Source organism: Synechocystis sp. IPPAS B-1465, assembly GCF_003015225.1.
In the GTDB taxonomy this organism is placed as follows: domain Bacteria; phylum Cyanobacteriota; class Cyanobacteriia; order Cyanobacteriales; family Microcystaceae; genus Synechocystis.
Window position 1 is genome coordinate 828,708 of record NZ_CP028094.1, and the last position, 13,247, is coordinate 841,954.

At 50.8% G+C, this 13,247-nt stretch carries 25 protein-coding genes; all 25 read right to left on the reverse strand.

The features are described 5' to 3' along the window. Positions 1 to 5 precede the first annotated feature (5 nt). The 25 genes from rplQ to rplD all read right to left on the reverse strand — a co-directional run bounded on the left by rplQ (position 6) and on the right by rplD (position 13,225). Positions 6 to 356, reverse strand: a complete 351-nt coding sequence (gene rplQ / locus C7I86_RS03885) for a 50S ribosomal protein L17 (RefSeq protein WP_010871954.1) — start codon at positions 354 to 356, stop codon at positions 6 to 8. Between the two features lie 77 nt (positions 357 to 433). Continuing rightward, a complete protein-coding gene (locus C7I86_RS03890) occupies positions 434 to 1,378 on the reverse strand; it encodes a DNA-directed RNA polymerase subunit alpha (RefSeq protein WP_010871955.1) in 945 nt (314 codons plus the stop codon). Between the two features lie 108 nt (positions 1,379 to 1,486). Then, positions 1,487 to 1,879 (reverse strand): 30S ribosomal protein S11, encoded by a 393-nt coding sequence (rpsK, locus tag C7I86_RS03895; protein WP_010871956.1) that lies wholly within the window; start codon positions 1,877 to 1,879, stop codon positions 1,487 to 1,489. Between the two features lie 48 nt (positions 1,880 to 1,927). Next, positions 1,928 to 2,311, reverse strand: coding sequence for a 30S ribosomal protein S13 (rpsM, locus tag C7I86_RS03900; RefSeq protein WP_010871957.1), 384 nt, complete (start codon positions 2,309 to 2,311; stop codon positions 1,928 to 1,930). Between the two features lie 82 nt (positions 2,312 to 2,393). Beyond that, complete coding sequence (gene rpmJ, locus C7I86_RS03905; protein WP_010871958.1) at positions 2,394 to 2,510, reverse strand: 50S ribosomal protein L36; 117 nt, start codon at positions 2,508 to 2,510, stop codon at positions 2,394 to 2,396. Between the two features lie 137 nt (positions 2,511 to 2,647). Beyond that, positions 2,648 to 2,875 carry a translation initiation factor IF-1 gene (gene infA, locus C7I86_RS03910; RefSeq protein WP_010871959.1) on the reverse strand — a complete coding sequence of 76 codons (228 nt, stop codon included), beginning with the start codon at positions 2,873 to 2,875 and terminating at the stop codon, positions 2,648 to 2,650. A gap of 119 nt (positions 2,876 to 2,994) precedes the next feature. Beyond that, the gene (locus tag C7I86_RS03915; RefSeq protein ID WP_010871960.1) at positions 2,995 to 3,558 is read right to left on the reverse strand and encodes an adenylate kinase; all 564 of its coding nucleotides are present in this window, start codon (positions 3,556 to 3,558) and stop codon (positions 2,995 to 2,997) included. Positions 3,559 to 3,683: 125 nt separating this feature from the next. Next, positions 3,684 to 5,012 carry a preprotein translocase subunit SecY gene (secY, locus tag C7I86_RS03920; protein ID WP_010871961.1) on the reverse strand — a complete coding sequence of 443 codons (1,329 nt, stop codon included), beginning with the start codon at positions 5,010 to 5,012 and terminating at the stop codon, positions 3,684 to 3,686. Positions 5,013 to 5,113: 101 nt separating this feature from the next. Beyond that, positions 5,114 to 5,557: a 50S ribosomal protein L15 gene (rplO, locus tag C7I86_RS03925; RefSeq protein ID WP_010871962.1), complete on the reverse strand. Its 444-nt coding sequence runs from the start codon at positions 5,555 to 5,557 to the stop codon at positions 5,114 to 5,116. A 68-nt stretch (positions 5,558 to 5,625) separates the two neighbouring features. Beyond that, positions 5,626 to 6,147 (reverse strand): 30S ribosomal protein S5, encoded by a 522-nt coding sequence (gene rpsE, locus C7I86_RS03930; RefSeq protein ID WP_010871963.1) that lies wholly within the window; start codon positions 6,145 to 6,147, stop codon positions 5,626 to 5,628. Positions 6,148 to 6,186: 39 nt separating this feature from the next. Continuing rightward, positions 6,187 to 6,549 (reverse strand): 50S ribosomal protein L18, encoded by a 363-nt coding sequence (gene rplR, locus C7I86_RS03935; protein ID WP_010871964.1) that lies wholly within the window; start codon positions 6,547 to 6,549, stop codon positions 6,187 to 6,189. 3 nt (positions 6,550 to 6,552) lie between these two features. Then, complete coding sequence (gene rplF / locus C7I86_RS03940) at positions 6,553 to 7,092, reverse strand: 50S ribosomal protein L6 (RefSeq protein ID WP_010871965.1); 540 nt, start codon at positions 7,090 to 7,092, stop codon at positions 6,553 to 6,555. Between the two features lie 59 nt (positions 7,093 to 7,151). After that, positions 7,152 to 7,553, reverse strand: coding sequence for a 30S ribosomal protein S8 (rpsH, locus tag C7I86_RS03945; protein ID WP_010871966.1), 402 nt, complete (start codon positions 7,551 to 7,553; stop codon positions 7,152 to 7,154). Positions 7,554 to 7,644: 91 nt separating this feature from the next. Next, positions 7,645 to 8,187 carry a 50S ribosomal protein L5 gene (gene rplE, locus C7I86_RS03950; RefSeq protein ID WP_014407080.1) on the reverse strand — a complete coding sequence of 181 codons (543 nt, stop codon included), beginning with the start codon at positions 8,185 to 8,187 and terminating at the stop codon, positions 7,645 to 7,647. A gap of 106 nt (positions 8,188 to 8,293) precedes the next feature. Further along, a complete protein-coding gene (rplX, locus tag C7I86_RS03955; protein WP_010871968.1) occupies positions 8,294 to 8,641 on the reverse strand; it encodes a 50S ribosomal protein L24 in 348 nt (115 codons plus the stop codon). After that, a complete protein-coding gene (rplN, locus tag C7I86_RS03960; RefSeq protein WP_010871969.1) occupies positions 8,642 to 9,010 on the reverse strand; it encodes a 50S ribosomal protein L14 in 369 nt (122 codons plus the stop codon). Between the two features lie 23 nt (positions 9,011 to 9,033). Continuing rightward, the gene (rpsQ, locus tag C7I86_RS03965) at positions 9,034 to 9,279 is read right to left on the reverse strand and encodes a 30S ribosomal protein S17 (RefSeq protein WP_010871970.1); all 246 of its coding nucleotides are present in this window, start codon (positions 9,277 to 9,279) and stop codon (positions 9,034 to 9,036) included. A 7-nt stretch (positions 9,280 to 9,286) separates the two neighbouring features. Continuing rightward, entirely contained in the window at positions 9,287 to 9,508 is a 222-nt protein-coding gene (gene rpmC / locus C7I86_RS03970) for a 50S ribosomal protein L29 (protein ID WP_010871971.1), read from the reverse strand. A gap of 2 nt (positions 9,509 to 9,510) precedes the next feature. Next, positions 9,511 to 9,930, reverse strand: coding sequence for a 50S ribosomal protein L16 (gene rplP / locus C7I86_RS03975; protein ID WP_010871972.1), 420 nt, complete (start codon positions 9,928 to 9,930; stop codon positions 9,511 to 9,513). A gap of 40 nt (positions 9,931 to 9,970) precedes the next feature. After that, positions 9,971 to 10,693: a 30S ribosomal protein S3 gene (gene rpsC, locus C7I86_RS03980; RefSeq protein WP_010871973.1), complete on the reverse strand. Its 723-nt coding sequence runs from the start codon at positions 10,691 to 10,693 to the stop codon at positions 9,971 to 9,973. 29 nt (positions 10,694 to 10,722) lie between these two features. After that, on the reverse strand, positions 10,723 to 11,088 hold the full coding sequence (gene rplV / locus C7I86_RS03985; protein ID WP_010871974.1) for a 50S ribosomal protein L22: 366 nt from the start codon (positions 11,086 to 11,088) through the stop codon (positions 10,723 to 10,725). A 15-nt stretch (positions 11,089 to 11,103) separates the two neighbouring features. Beyond that, a complete protein-coding gene (rpsS, locus tag C7I86_RS03990) occupies positions 11,104 to 11,382 on the reverse strand; it encodes a 30S ribosomal protein S19 (RefSeq protein ID WP_010871975.1) in 279 nt (92 codons plus the stop codon). Between the two features lie 32 nt (positions 11,383 to 11,414). Next, positions 11,415 to 12,245 (reverse strand): 50S ribosomal protein L2, encoded by an 831-nt coding sequence (rplB, locus tag C7I86_RS03995; RefSeq protein WP_010871976.1) that lies wholly within the window; start codon positions 12,243 to 12,245, stop codon positions 11,415 to 11,417. Between the two features lie 49 nt (positions 12,246 to 12,294). Continuing rightward, on the reverse strand, positions 12,295 to 12,600 hold the full coding sequence (locus C7I86_RS04000; RefSeq protein ID WP_010871977.1) for a 50S ribosomal protein L23: 306 nt from the start codon (positions 12,598 to 12,600) through the stop codon (positions 12,295 to 12,297). Continuing rightward, positions 12,593 to 13,225, reverse strand: coding sequence for a 50S ribosomal protein L4 (rplD, locus tag C7I86_RS04005; RefSeq protein ID WP_010871978.1), 633 nt, complete (start codon positions 13,223 to 13,225; stop codon positions 12,593 to 12,595). Before rplD ends, C7I86_RS04000 begins: the two co-directional genes overlap by 8 nt. Between the last annotated feature and the right edge of the window lie 22 nt (positions 13,226 to 13,247).

Here is a 13,247-nt window from a genome sequence, read left to right on the forward strand (position 1 = left end):
TCTAACTAGACCAATTCAATCACAGCCATTTCCGCATTGTCACCCCGGCGACGTAGGGTTCTAATAATGCGGGTATAGCCCCCATCCCTGTCTTTATAGCGGCTGGGAGCATCCGCAAACAAAGCGTGGACTGTGGGTTTGTCATACATATAGCCTAGGGCCCGGCGACGGGCGGCCAGGGAACCATCCTTAGCTAGGGTAATCATGCGGTCTACCTCAGAACGCACGGCTTTAGCTCTAGCCTTAGTGGTCTTGATTTGTCCGTGGCGGATTAACTCCGTAGTTAAAGCCCTCAGCAGGGCCTTTCTTTGGTCAGCGGGCTTCCCCAACTGAGGCACTCGACATCTGTGTCGCATGGTAACTGAACTCCTAAAAAATTAACAACAGGGGGTTACTCTAAGGCAAGCAGCAGTAATCAAACCCATTGAGCTTGTTAAGCTTTAGCCTTTTCGTGGGGCAGGGTAATACCCAAACGTTTTTGCAGTGCCTCAATCACCTCCTCTGCGGATTTGAGACCAAAATTCTTGATTTCCAGTAGATCTTCCTGGCTATACTCCAGTAGATCTGCCACGGAATTAATCTGGGCTCGCTTCAGACAGTTATAGGCACGGACAGAAAGCTGTAACTCTTCGATGGGAATTTGACTTTCCGGATTGACCTCGTCCTGGTAATCGCTATGGGCCGCCTCCAGCTCATTGAGATCCTTAAGGGGGATAAAAAGATTGGCAATAATGTCAGATGCTTCCGACAACGCCTCCCGAGGCTGAATACTGCCATTAGTCCAAATGTCTAGAATCAACCGGTCCTTTGGACTCATGCCATCGGCCCGAATGTCTTCCACTGTGTAGTTGACCTTAGTCACCGGCATAAATACCGAGTCAATTTGGAGAAAATCTAGAGATGAATTCTCATCCTTGCCCCGCTCGATAACTCGATAACCTACGCCGCGCTCCACTCGGAATTCCATTTCCAGTTTGGCCCCTTCTGCTAGGGTGGCGATGTATTGGTTAGGATCAATAACCTCCACCTCCGAAGGTACCTCAAACTGCGCTGCCGTTACCGTTCCCGGGCCGATCGCCGTCAGACGGCCAATTTGGGGCTGATCGGTGTAGCTTTTGAGCACAAGTTCCTTCATGTTCAGCATAATCTCCAGGACATCCTCCCGGACGCCTAGAATAGTGGCGAACTCATGGTTAACCCCCGCAATACGGATGGCCGTCACCGCGGCCCCGGGTAAGTTGGACAACAATACCCGCCGCAAAGCATTTCCCACCGTCGTTCCCTGGCCCCGGTCCAAGGGTTCAAGGGAAAACTTACTGTACTGCTGTTGATTTTTTCTGGTGCTGGATTCCACACACTCAATTTGAAACTGCGCCACTGACGCGACCTCCCTTATATCTCCGTGTAAATAGCTTGACCGACGCTATCTCAGTCAGAGGAAATTACGATTTGCTCAAAAAAGCTGTTAGCAAAAAATTTAACTGTCCTAGACCCGACGGCGTTTGGGGGGACGACAACCATTGTGGGGGATGGGGGTAACATCCCTGATCAGGGTGATTTCCAAACCAGCCCCTTGGAGGGCCCGGATAGCAGTTTCCCGACCGGCACCGGGGCCACTTACCATTACCTCTAATTGCCGCATACCCTGTTCCATGGCCCGACGGGCCGCAGAATCAGCAGCGGTTTGGGCGGCGTAGGGAGTGCCCTTTTTAGCTCCTTTGAAACCGCTAGAACCAGCGGAAGCCCAGGAAATCACATCGCCCCGAATGTCGGAAATGGTGACAATGGTGTTGTTAAAAGTAGATTGAATGTGGGCCACCCCGCTAGGGACATTCTTTTTTGCCTTTTTGGGCCCAGTTTTTCTGGTAGGACGCGCCATAATGATTGCTTGAAAGCTTCAATAAACAGGACAGGGATGGGGGGAAGATTATTTCTTCGCAGGGGTCTTTTTCTTGCCGGCAACGGTCAAGCGGCGGCCCCGACGGGTACGGGCATTGGTTCTAGTGCGTTGTCCCCGCACTGGTAAACCTTGGCGATGACGACGACCACGGTAGGTGCCGATGTCTCCAAGGCGTTTAATGTTCATGGCCTCCCAACGACGGAGATCCCCTTCGATCTCGTAGTTTTCATCGATGTAGGTTCTTAATTTCAGCGCATCTTCATCACTGAGATCTTTGACTCGGACATCGGGGCTAACCCCGGTGGCGTCCAGAATTTCATGGGAGCGCGACAGACCAATACCGTACAGATAAGTGAGGGCGATTTCCACACGCTTATCCCGAGGCAGGTCAACACCAGCTATGCGTGCCACGTTGATTTTCCTCTAAATAAGTTCAATAAATTTATGGAGTAGGGTTTAAGACAGACCGGAATGGTAATCACTAGGAGAACTGCTAACCTTGACGCTGTTTATGCTTGGGGTTAGCGGAACAGATAACCATCACACGACCGCGCCGACGAATAACGCGGCACTTATCACACATTTTCTTAACGGAAGCTCTAACTTTCATGCCTGATTTTCTTTGGCAACACTGCAAGCTCTTAATTATAACAAGTTATCGTGGCCGTGTCATGGCAAATATTAAATTAACTCTCCCCACTGAGGGGAAGCATTAATTTTTTACCTTTGCCACCGTCAAATTAATAACTACTTTTTATTTTTAAGACGATAGGTTATGCGCCCCTTGGTGAGGTCGTAGGGGGTTAATTCTACTTTGACCCGATCGCCGGGGAGAATTTTGATGTAATTACGACGAATTTTGCCGGAGATGTGGGCCAAAACGTTGAAACCATTGTCAAGATCGACTCTAAACATGGCATTGGGCAATGACTCCATCACCGTGCCTTCCATCTCAATTAAATCTTGTTTAGACAAGCGGTTAATGACCTCCTAAAAATAAAGCGGAATAAAGTATCGAAAAAAGCGCCATCGTCAATCACAACAAATATAGGTTGCTCCATTGGCCAACCTATGCTCGTCTTGACATTTTGCCCCTAAGGTTTAACCAATTTTTCCAGGTTGGTGGCAATGGCTTCTACCGGCTGGTTACCGTCAAGGGAGTAAAGTTTGCCCTGTTCTTGGTAATAGGCCATGAGGGGAGCAGTTTGCTCTGTGTAAACCAACAGCCGATTGCGAATGGTGGTTTCGTTATCGTCCGCCCGCCCCCGGGCCAACAGGCGTTCTACAATTACTTCGTCGGGAACTTTTAAGTTAATGACCCAATGGGTACGGTGACCAATATTAACCAACAACTCATCGAGAAAAATTGCTTGGTTGACGTTACGGGGAAAGCCATCTAGAATCCAGCCAGCCTTAGCATCTTTATGGCCCAAGCGCTCTTCAATTAACCCAAGAATTAACTGATCGGGCACCAATTCTCCCTTGTCCATGTAACCTTTGGCCTGGTTACCCAACTCCGTGCCATCGGCGATCGCCTGACGTAGCATATCTCCAGTGGAAATATGGGGAATGCCCAAGGTCTCCGCCAATCCCACCGCCTGGGTACCTTTACCAGAGCCGGGGGCCCCCAGAAAAATTAAACCTTTAGCCATAGCCATAATCCGTAAAAACTCCAAAAATTAATCAAAAAAAGACGGTCAAGGAAGCAGCTTTGTAAGCTTTCCCTAACCGCAGTGTTTAATAAGACTGATTGATGCAACTCTGCCCGTAAAAATAGGGGCGATTAGGGTTGTTTAATCATTCCTTCATAGCGTTGGGAAATAACATAGGTCTGGATCTGCTTCGCCGTGTCAATGGCAACCCCCACCAAAATGAGCAGGGATGTGGCTCCCAAACCTTGGAAAGTAGTTACTCCAGTGGCCTGTTCTACAAAAATAGGCAGGGTGGCCACAAAGCTGAGGAAAATTGCCCCCAGAAAAGTCAGACGATTGAGCACACCTTCCAGATATTGTTCTGTTTTTTTGCCGGGACGAATACCGGGAATGCTAGAACCCATCTTTTTCAGATTTTTCGACACGTCCTCAGGGTTGACGATCAGACTGGCGTAAAAATAACTGAAGAAGAAAATCATTACGGAATAAACCACGGTATAGACCCAGGTACCGGGGCGTAAAGCGTTGGAAATTTGGACGAAAATTTCCCCAAACCCCCCTAAGCCTTCATTACCAGTGGCAAAACCGGCCAGGGAAGAGGGCAAAATTAGCACTGCCGAAGCAAAAATAATCGGCATTACCCCCCCTTGGTTCAAACGTAGGGGTAAATAGCTGGTGCGCTCTCGATAAAGCTTCTTACCTACCTGGCGACGGGCAGAAATAATCGGAATCCGACGGGTGCCTTCCTGTACAAAGACAATGCCCACGATCATGACGAGGAAAACTAGCATCAACAACACCACCGCTGTGATGGACTGTCTGCCCCCCGATTGGGCATATTCGATGGTTTGACCTAAAGTCTGAGGCAAGGTGGCCACAATGTTGACAAAAATCAACAGGGAAGCTCCGTTACCAATGCCCCTTTCTGTGATCAACTCTGAAATCCACATCACAAACATCGAGCCAGCGGTGATCGCTAAAACCGTTTGAAAAATAAATAGGGGGCCATAGTTGTTGGCGTAGGGACGAAGTAAGCCGACGGTCAAACCTAAACCTTGGATAATGCACCAGCCAAAGGCAATATAACGGCTATATTGGGAAATTTTCCGCCGCCCTGCCTCCCCTTCATTTTTCTGCAAATCTTCCAGGGCCGGAATGGCCGCCGTCAGCAGTTGCATGATGATGGAAGCGTTAATGTAAGGCAAAATCCCCAGGGCAAAAATGCCCACAGTGGATAATCCACCCCCGGTAAAAATATTTAAAAAACCAATAACGGAGTTATCGTTGATGGCCTGGCTAAAGGCCTGGCGATCAATGTCCGGCACTGGGATAAAAATTCCCACCCGGACCAGAATTAGTAGCCCAATAGTAATAAGCAGCCGACCCCGGAGGCCAGCCGCTTGGGCCATCTGCAGGAAAGTTTCCTGGGCAGAGGGGGCTTTGTCTCGACTTACGACCATTTATTTATACCTGAGTAAAAGTGCGAGGGATGAAGCAAAACAATGAATTAACCTATTATCGCTCTCTCCCAGGCTATGGGGAAGGATTTTGGTTACCATTGTTAGCCCTGCGCCACCACACTGCCACCGGCCGCTTCAATTTTGGCTTGGGCTGCTTTGCTACAGGGAGCATGGACGGTGAGAGCTACGGCTAATTCCCCGTTGCCCAAAACTTTTAGGGGACCGTCATTACTAGTGACAATACCCGCTTCCATCAGGCTTTCTAGGGTGACCACGGTGTTGGGGGCTAGACCGGCCAACTTACCAACGTTAACCACCGTAAAATGCTTGGGATTGTAGAGGGGAAAGTGCTTTAACTTAGGCAGACGACGGTAGAGGGGCATTTGTCCCCCTTCAAAACCAGCTTTGGTACCGGTACCAGAACGGGATTTCTGGCCCCGCATACCAAAACCACAGCTAGCGCCTTGCCCTGCCGCAATACCCCGGCCAACACGGCGACGGCGTTTCTTGGCACCGTCCTTGGGAGAGAGTTCGCTCAAATTCATGGCTAATATTAAAAATTAAGTTCACAGGAGATGGAATTTTCACTTAGTAAAGGCTTGGGGCCTTCAGCTTAGGTGTAAAGATGCTCGACAGAAACTCCCCGTTCTTCTGCTACTTCCGAAAAAGTACGCAGGGTTTCCAAGGCGTTGATGGCAGCCCGGGCATTGTTGAGGGGATTGTTGGAGCCTAGTTGTTTGGCTAGGATATTCTTAACTCCGGCTAGCTCTAGCACAGTACGAACAGCGCCACCGGCAATTACCCCAGTACCAGGGGCAGCGGGGCGAACCACCACTTTGGCTCCTCCAGAAACTCCATTGGTGATATGGGTAATGGAATTGGATTTGGTCAAGGGCACTTCAATTAGTTGTTTTTTGCCATCGGCTACCCCTTTACGGACAGCTCCGATTACGTCCCCAGCTTTACCCACTCCCACGCCAACCTGGCCGGTTTCGTTACCGACCACCACGATCGCCCGGAAGCTGAGTTTTTTTCCGCCTTTGACCACTTTACTGACCCGGCGGATTTGGATAACCCGTTCTTGCCAGTTGGTGTCTTCTTTTTTTTCTCGGCTGGTTTTACGACGCTTTGCCATAGTAATTTCCTTGGATGTTAATGGGTTTGGTTAACGTTGTTAGAAATTGAGACCGGCTTCCCTGGCCGCCTCCGCCAGAGCTTTTACCCGTCCGTGATACAACTTACCACCCCGGTCAAAAACTACTTGGTTAATGCCTTTGGCGATCGCCCGTTGGGCCACCAACTTACCCACTTCCGCCGAAGCTTCCTGGGTGGCGGTGGAACTAAGGGACTTTTTCAGATCTGGATCGAGGGTAGAGGCCGCCGCAAGGGTATGCTGGGCCACATCATCGATGACCTGGGCATAGATGTGGTCATTGGAGCGAAAAACCGCCAAACGGGGCCGTTCGCTGGTACCGGATAAATGGCGACGCAGACGACGGTGACGACGTTGGGTAGCAGATTTACGAGTGCTTTTCATAGTTTATTTCTTCCCTGTCTTACCAGCTTTACGACGGACATATTCACCTTGGTAGCGGATGCCTTTACCCTTGTAGGGTTCTGGGGGCCGCACAGCCCGGATTTTGGCCGCTGTATTACCCAAGAGTTCCTTGTCAATGCCGGAGACAATTACCTGGGTGTTATTTTCAACTTTGACTTCAATGCCCTGGGGCATGGTCATTTCCACCGGCTTACTGTAGCCGACGTTGAGGGTTAACTTATTGCCCTGGGCTTGGGCCCTATAGCCAACCCCTTGGATTTCCAAACGGCGTTCAAAACCCTGGGCCACCCCATCCACCATGTTGGCGACGAGGGTGCGGACTAGGCCGTGGCGTTCCCGGGCAGTGCGGGACTCATCCTGACGGGTGACGGTGATGGTTTCCCCTTCTTGGGCCACAATTACCTTTTCTGGTAACTGTCTTTCCAAGGACCCTTTAGGGCCTTTAACACTCAGGTGACTGCCTTGGATATCTACGCTGACCTTCGCAGGGAGGGGAATGGGGCGTTTTCCGATACGGGACATAGGATTAATTCTGTAAAGTTAAGTTTAATTAGTAATGCAATAGTAGTCTTCGACCGGGACTACCAAATGTAACAAAGGATTTCGCCCCCAATACCTTGGCGACGGGCTTCCCTGTCGGTCATGATGCCGTGGGAAGTGGAAACAATGGCGATACCAATGCCGCCCAACACCCGAGGAATCTTTTTGGAAGGGGAGTAAACCCGCAAACCAGGCTTACTGACCCGTTGGAGGGTATTGATCAAAGGTTGACGAGTTTTGCCCTTGTACTTGAGGGTAAGCACTAACATTTTGTTAATACCTTCGCCGGTTTCAGAGTAGTCCTCAATGAACCCTTCGCTTTTGAGCACTTTGGCAATGCTCAGGGTCATTTTGGTGGTGGGCACCTGGGTAGTGCTATGTCTCACCGCACAGGCATTGCGGATGCGGGTGAGCATGTCGGAAATTGTGTCTGTTGAAGCCATTATTCCTGCTGGTAGATTCTCCTAAGGGATGATGATTCAGGTGGATTGATGGAGACTTATTGCTGACCAATCACCCTGAGCCGCGACTAAATTAACTTCTAAAGGGCATGCCCAGAGCTTTGAGCAATGCACGACCTTCTTCGTCGGTTTGGGCGCTGGTGATGATGGAAACGTCCATACCCCGGATTTGATCGATGGTGTCGTAGTCAATTTCGGGGAAAATTAATTGTTCGCGAATACCTAAGCTGTAGTTACCCCGGCCATCAAAGCTGTTGGGGCTAATACCCCGGAAGTCCCGAATGCGAGGCAGAGCCAAGTTGATTAAGCGATCCAAAAAGGCATACATCCGCTCGGAACGGAGGGTAACCATTACCCCCACCGGCATACCTTCCCGGATTTTAAAACCGGCGATCGCCTTGCGAGCCCTGGTCACCACCGGTTTTTGCCCCGTAATGGTGGCTAATTCAGTCAGGGAAGACTCCAAAGCCTTGGCATTTTGGGAAGCTTCCCCCAGTCCCCGGTTAACTGTCACCTTAGTCAACTTGGGCACTTGGTGAATATTTTTATAACCAAACTCTTCCTGGAGCTTAGGAAGAATGGTTTCTTGGTAAAGGGTCTTAAGTCGTTGAGTCATGGTATTTACAGGGTCTCTGGGCTTGGTCAGAGAGTAGATGGACGAAGGGAACTCGAGCACATCGGGTTAGGGTCTAGCATTGCTTGCGGGGCAAAGGTGATAGCCATTAATCGATGATTTCGCCTGTTTTTTTCAGCATCCGCACTTTACGGCCATCGTCGGTGACGGTGTAGCAAATGCGACTGGCAATTTTTTCCTTGGTGGAATAGAGCATTACCTTGGAGCTATGGATGGGAGCTTCATAGCTACTGATTTGCCCAGATTCCCCTTCCTGACGAGGTTTAACGTGCTTAGTGCGGATATTCACTCCTTTGACCACCACCTGACTGTGGCTGGGAATGGTACGCAAAACTTCTCCCACTTTGCCCTTATCCTTGCCGGAAATTACCTGGATGGTGTCGCCTTTTTTGACGTGCATTTTCACCCGGTGGGGGGCTGGTTTGGTTTTAGTCATCTAGAGCACCTCCGGAGCCAAAGAAACAATCTTGGTAAAGTTTTTATCCCGCAGTTCCCGGGCCACGGGGCCAAATACCCTGGTACCCCGGGGATTACCTTCAGCGTTGATAATCACAGCGGCATTGTCATCAAAACGGATACTCATGCCACTGGCCCGGCGTAGGGGCTGTTTGGTTCTGACAATTACCGCCCGCACCACGTCGGACTTTTTGATGGGCATATTAGGGAGAGCATCTTTCACCACGGCAATAATTTGGTCGCCAATGCCACCATAGGTGCAGTTGCCCGTGCCCAGAACCCGCAGACACATGAGCTTACGAGCACCACTGTTGTCCGCGACGTTGAGATAGGTTTGTTGTTGAATCACGGCGTTTTCCTAAAAAAATCGGACTAGGATGAATGGCTCATAATGTTGATTACTTGCCAGCGTTTGGTTTTACTCAGAGGGCGGGTTTCTTGGATGCGAACCTTGTCCCCTTCTTGGCACTGGTTTTCTTCGTCGTGAGCTTTAAATTTCTTGGTTTTGACGACAATCTTGCCGTACTTGGGGTGGGGAGAACGGCTTTCCACAGCAACAACCACGGTTTTATCCATTTTGTTACTGACCACAATGCCCACACGTTCTTTAATCGCCATGGTGTTTTTATGCCTCCTCAGAAGGGCTATTCTCAAGTTGTCGTTCCCGTTCCACCGTTAAGAGTTGAGCCAAGCGATGGCGGGCATGTTTAAATTCATGGGGGTTTTCGGGACGACGGGTAGCCTGTTGGAACCGGAGTTGGAACAATCTTTGCTTGGTGGCTAAGATTTCAGTGGCCAATTCTTCGTCGCCGAGTTTCCTTGCGTCTGCAATGTTGGGAAGAGCCATGGTTAAATATAGTCCTCCTGACGGCTAATAAATTTTGTTTTAATCGGTAATTTCTGGGCGGCGAGGCGCATGGCTTCCCGGGCCACTTCCTCAGAGACTCCAGCTAGTTCAAACATGACGCGGCCGGGCTTAACTACCGCTACCCAATATTCTGGGGAACCTTTACCGGAACCCATCCGGGTTTCAGCGGGACGCATGGTGACTGGCTTATCGGGGAAAATACGAATCCAAATTTTCCCACCCCGACGGATGTAACGGGTCATGGCTCGACGGGCGGCTTCAATTTGGCGGGAGGTGATCCAACAGGGTTCGGTGGCCTGGAGGGCGTAATCACCGAAGTTGAGGGTGCTGCCCCGCTCCGCTAGACCCCGCATCCTGCCCCGTTGCTGTTTGCGGAATTTTGTTCTTCTAGGACTTAACATAGTGTGTTAACGAATAGGCGTTAATGAATGGCGATAGCGTTTAACCGTCCTGGGAACGGTCATCGAACTGTTGCCGACGGGATTTGCGACGGGGTTGGCTGGGGGGAGCAACGATGGCGGCTTCCTGGCCAGGGATGACTTCCCCTTTAAAAATCCAGACCTTAATCCCTAAAATGCCGTAGGTGGTCAGGGCGGTGCGGTAGGCATAATCAATGTCTGCCCGCAGGGTATGGAGAGGCACCCGGCCTTCCCGAACCCATTCCGTCCGGGCAATTTCTGCCCCATTTAGGCGACCGCTAACTTGTATTTTGATACCCTTAACTTCGGCCCTTTCTGCCCTTTGCAATGCTTGGCGCACCACCCGGCGGAAGGAAACCCGACGTTCTAACTGTTGACCGATGTACTCGGCCATTAGAGCCGCATCCGCATCAGCATTGGGGACTTCGATGACATTGACTCGAATCTGACGGGCTGAACCCAGCAGTTTTTGCAAGCCTTCCCGTAGTTGTTCAATACCAGAGCCGCCTCGACCGACAACTACCCCGGGGCGAGCGGTGTGAATACCCAACTCAATCTGTTCAGCTTTACGCTCAATGCGGATATCGGAAATACCGGCATTGTTGAGGGTTTTCTCAATATATTGGCGAATTTTGTGGTCTTCCTGTAAAAGCTCCGGATAGCGCTTGGGGTCGGCATACCAACAGGATTTGTGGTCCTTAGTGATGCCGAGGCGGAAGCCAACTGGATGTATTTTTTGTCCCATGTTTTGTATGCGTGACGTGAACAGCGATGTTAGTTATCTGCCAAGGCCGGGGCAACGGCGACGGTAATGTGGCAAGTGGGCTTGCGAATCTGGTAGGCACGACCCTGGGCCCGGGGGCGAAAACGGCGCAAGCTGGGGCCTCCATCGGCAAAGGCTTGGCTAACAACTAGGTCCGCTGGTTCCAAACCTTCGTTATGCTCAGCGTTGGCCACGGCGGAGCGCAGTACTTTCAGCACCGGCTCACAGGCTTTGTAAGGCATAAATTCCAGAATGATCAGAGCTTCCCGGTAGGAACGACCCCGAATTTGATCTAGTACCCGGCGCACCTTAAGGGGAGACATCCGCACGTAACGGGCGATCGCCTTGACCTCGGCCGTCGTATCAAGTTTTGTCATACTGCTTACCTCTGGTTACTTACGCGCTTTTTTATCGCTTTTAGAATGACTGCGGAAGGTGCGAGTCGGCGCAAATTCCCCCAACTTATGGCCCACCATTTGCTCGGAAACAAACACAGGCACATGCTGACGACCGTTGTGGACGGCAATGGTATGACCCACCATTTGGGGAAGAATTGTCGAAGCCCGGGACCAGGTTTTAACCACCTGCTTATCCCCCTTGTCATTGAGCTTGTCAATTTTGCGGAGCAGGGAAGCAGCCACAAAAGGACCTTTTTTCAGTGAACGACCCATAGTTCAGTTCCAACGAATAAAAACAAAAATAGTTATTTGGTGCGACGGCGGACAATCAGAGCGCTACTGCGTTTCTTCTTGTTGCGGGTCTTGGCACCCAAAGCTGGTTTACCCCAGGGAGACACAGGCCCGGAACGACCGATGGGGGCCCGGCCTTCACCACCACCATGGGGGTGATCACAGGGGTTCATCACACTACCCCGGACATGGGGACGACGACCTAAGTGACGCTTACGACCGGCTTTTCCTAGCTTAAGGTTACGGAATTCGGCATTACTAACTCGACCCAGGGTAGCCACACACTCTTTACGAACCATACGCACTTCCTTGGACGGCAGTTTGATGGTCACGTAATCTCCTTCCTTAGCCACCACCTGGGCAAAAGCTCCAGCAGAACGCACCATTTGGCCGCCCCGCCCTGCTACCAATTCCACGTTGTGTATTTCACTACCAAGGGGAATGCGGCTCAGGGGTAAGGTGTTGCCAATTTCAAAGGGGGCTTCTTCCCCAGCAATAACGGTCATGCCTACCTGTAATCCAGCGGGAGCAAGAATATAACGCTTTTCCCCGTCGGTGTAGAACAGCAGGGCAATGCGGGCATTGCGGTTGGGATCGTATTCGATCGCCGCTACCCGGGCCGGAATATTTTGCTTGTTACGTTTGAAGTCGATAATCCGGTAGAGCTTTTTATGGCCGCCCCCCCGGTGACGACTGGTGATCACCCCACGGTTGTTGCGACCTTTTTGGTCATGGCGGTTAGTGGTTAATGACTTCTCCGGCTTACTCTTGGTAATTTCAGTGAAATCGGAGACACTTGCCTGCCGAGTTCCTGGGGTCATTGGCCGATAATTACGAATACCCATGGGTTTAGATAACAGTTAATTCAGTATTCAGTGGTGGTCTAAACGTGACTTACACGTCAGGGAAGAGTTGGATGCTGTCCCCTTCCTTGAGGGTGACAACGGCCCGCTTCACTTGAGCTTTGAAACCCATGAAACGACCAACCCGTTTCTTTCTGCGGGGCATACGGGCAGTATTTACCCCTGTTACTTTGACGTCAAACAAAAGTTCGATCGCCGCTTTGATTTCCGGTTTGGTGGCTTCAGGGCGCACATCAAAGACGTATTTGTTGTCTTCGAGTTGTAGCGTGGCCTTTTCCGTCACAATCGGTTTAATAATTAAGTCCGCCAAACGACGCTGATCAATTACCTTACTCACCGTAAACCTCCTGGATTTTCTCGAGGGCAGTGGCGGTGGCCACAATGGTGTCTGCAACGAGAACGTCGTAGATATTGAGGTTATCTGCCCGTAAAATTTTCAAATAGGGAATGTTGCGCCCAGAAAGAAAGACATTTTCTGGAATTTCATCAAGGATCAACAACACCCGTTTTTCTGGTTTGGCACCCCAGCGAGTCAAGGCCGTGGCCAACTCCTTGGTTTTAGGTTGGCTGAATTGATCACCAAAGGCTTCCACCACCACCATGTTGTCGGCTCGGGAGGCGATCGCCGTTCTCAGGGCCAAACGACGTTCCTTGCGGTTCATTTTTTGGCTGTAATCTCGAGGCTTAGGCCCAAAGATCACACCACCACCCCGCCAGAGGGGAGAACGAATCGAACCAGCCCGGGCCCGCCCCGTACCCTTTTGTTTCCAGGGTTTGCGACCCCCCCCCCGGACTTCAGCCCGGGTTTTAGCGGAGGCGTTGCCTTGGCGGGCATTATTTTGTTGCCGCACCAGGGCCCGGTGGACAATGTGGGCCGCATTTTCTTCCTTAGCAACCCTTAGGGTCAGAGAAGCATTGCCCACTTCTTCCCCCTGCCAGTTTTTTACAATACAATCAACCATAATTTTGTTCCTTCAGCAGTGA

What these genes read in the sequence shown, in the direction of transcription:
- rpsH (WP_010871966.1), bottom strand. Translation starts at nt 7,553, where the DNA reads ATGGCTTCAACAGACACAATTTCCGACATGCTCACCCGCATCCGCAAT.
- rplB (WP_010871976.1), bottom strand. Translation starts at nt 12,245, where the DNA reads ATGGGTATTCGTAATTATCGGCCAATGACCCCAGGAACTCGGCAGGCA.
- rpsK (WP_010871956.1), bottom strand. Translation starts at nt 1,879, where the DNA reads ATGGCGCGTCCTACCAGAAAAACTGGGCCCAAAAAGGCAAAAAAGAAT.
- rplQ (WP_010871954.1), bottom strand. Translation starts at nt 356, where the DNA reads ATGCGACACAGATGTCGAGTGCCTCAGTTGGGGAAGCCCGCTGACCAA.
- rpmC (WP_010871971.1), bottom strand. Translation starts at nt 9,508, where the DNA reads ATGGCTCTTCCCAACATTGCAGACGCAAGGAAACTCGGCGACGAAGAA.
- secY (WP_010871961.1), bottom strand. Translation starts at nt 5,012, where the DNA reads ATGGTCGTAAGTCGAGACAAAGCCCCCTCTGCCCAGGAAACTTTCCTG.
- rplR (WP_010871964.1), bottom strand. Translation starts at nt 6,549, where the DNA reads ATGAAAAGCACTCGTAAATCTGCTACCCAACGTCGTCACCGTCGTCTG.
- rpmJ (WP_010871958.1), bottom strand. Translation starts at nt 2,510, where the DNA reads ATGAAAGTTAGAGCTTCCGTTAAGAAAATGTGTGATAAGTGCCGCGTT.
- C7I86_RS03915 (WP_010871960.1), bottom strand. Translation starts at nt 3,558, where the DNA reads ATGGCTATGGCTAAAGGTTTAATTTTTCTGGGGGCCCCCGGCTCTGGT.
- rpsS (WP_010871975.1), bottom strand. Translation starts at nt 11,382, where the DNA reads ATGGGTCGTTCACTGAAAAAAGGTCCTTTTGTGGCTGCTTCCCTGCTC.
- rplF (WP_010871965.1), bottom strand. Translation starts at nt 7,092, where the DNA reads ATGTCCCGTATCGGAAAACGCCCCATTCCCCTCCCTGCGAAGGTCAGC.
- rpsQ (WP_010871970.1), bottom strand. Translation starts at nt 9,279, where the DNA reads ATGGCGATTAAAGAACGTGTGGGCATTGTGGTCAGTAACAAAATGGAT.
- rplO (WP_010871962.1), bottom strand. Translation starts at nt 5,557, where the DNA reads ATGAATTTGAGCGAACTCTCTCCCAAGGACGGTGCCAAGAAACGCCGT.
- rplV (WP_010871974.1), bottom strand. Translation starts at nt 11,088, where the DNA reads ATGACAAAACTTGATACGACGGCCGAGGTCAAGGCGATCGCCCGTTAC.
- rplE (WP_014407080.1), bottom strand. Translation starts at nt 8,187, where the DNA reads ATGACTCAACGACTTAAGACCCTTTACCAAGAAACCATTCTTCCTAAG.
- rpsC (WP_010871973.1), bottom strand. Translation starts at nt 10,693, where the DNA reads ATGGGACAAAAAATACATCCAGTTGGCTTCCGCCTCGGCATCACTAAG.
- rpsE (WP_010871963.1), bottom strand. Translation starts at nt 6,147, where the DNA reads ATGGCAAAGCGTCGTAAAACCAGCCGAGAAAAAAAAGAAGACACCAAC.
- rplP (WP_010871972.1), bottom strand. Translation starts at nt 9,930, where the DNA reads ATGTTAAGTCCTAGAAGAACAAAATTCCGCAAACAGCAACGGGGCAGG.
- rplX (WP_010871968.1), bottom strand. Translation starts at nt 8,641, where the DNA reads ATGACTAAAACCAAACCAGCCCCCCACCGGGTGAAAATGCACGTCAAA.
- rplD (WP_010871978.1), bottom strand. Translation starts at nt 13,225, where the DNA reads ATGGTTGATTGTATTGTAAAAAACTGGCAGGGGGAAGAAGTGGGCAAT.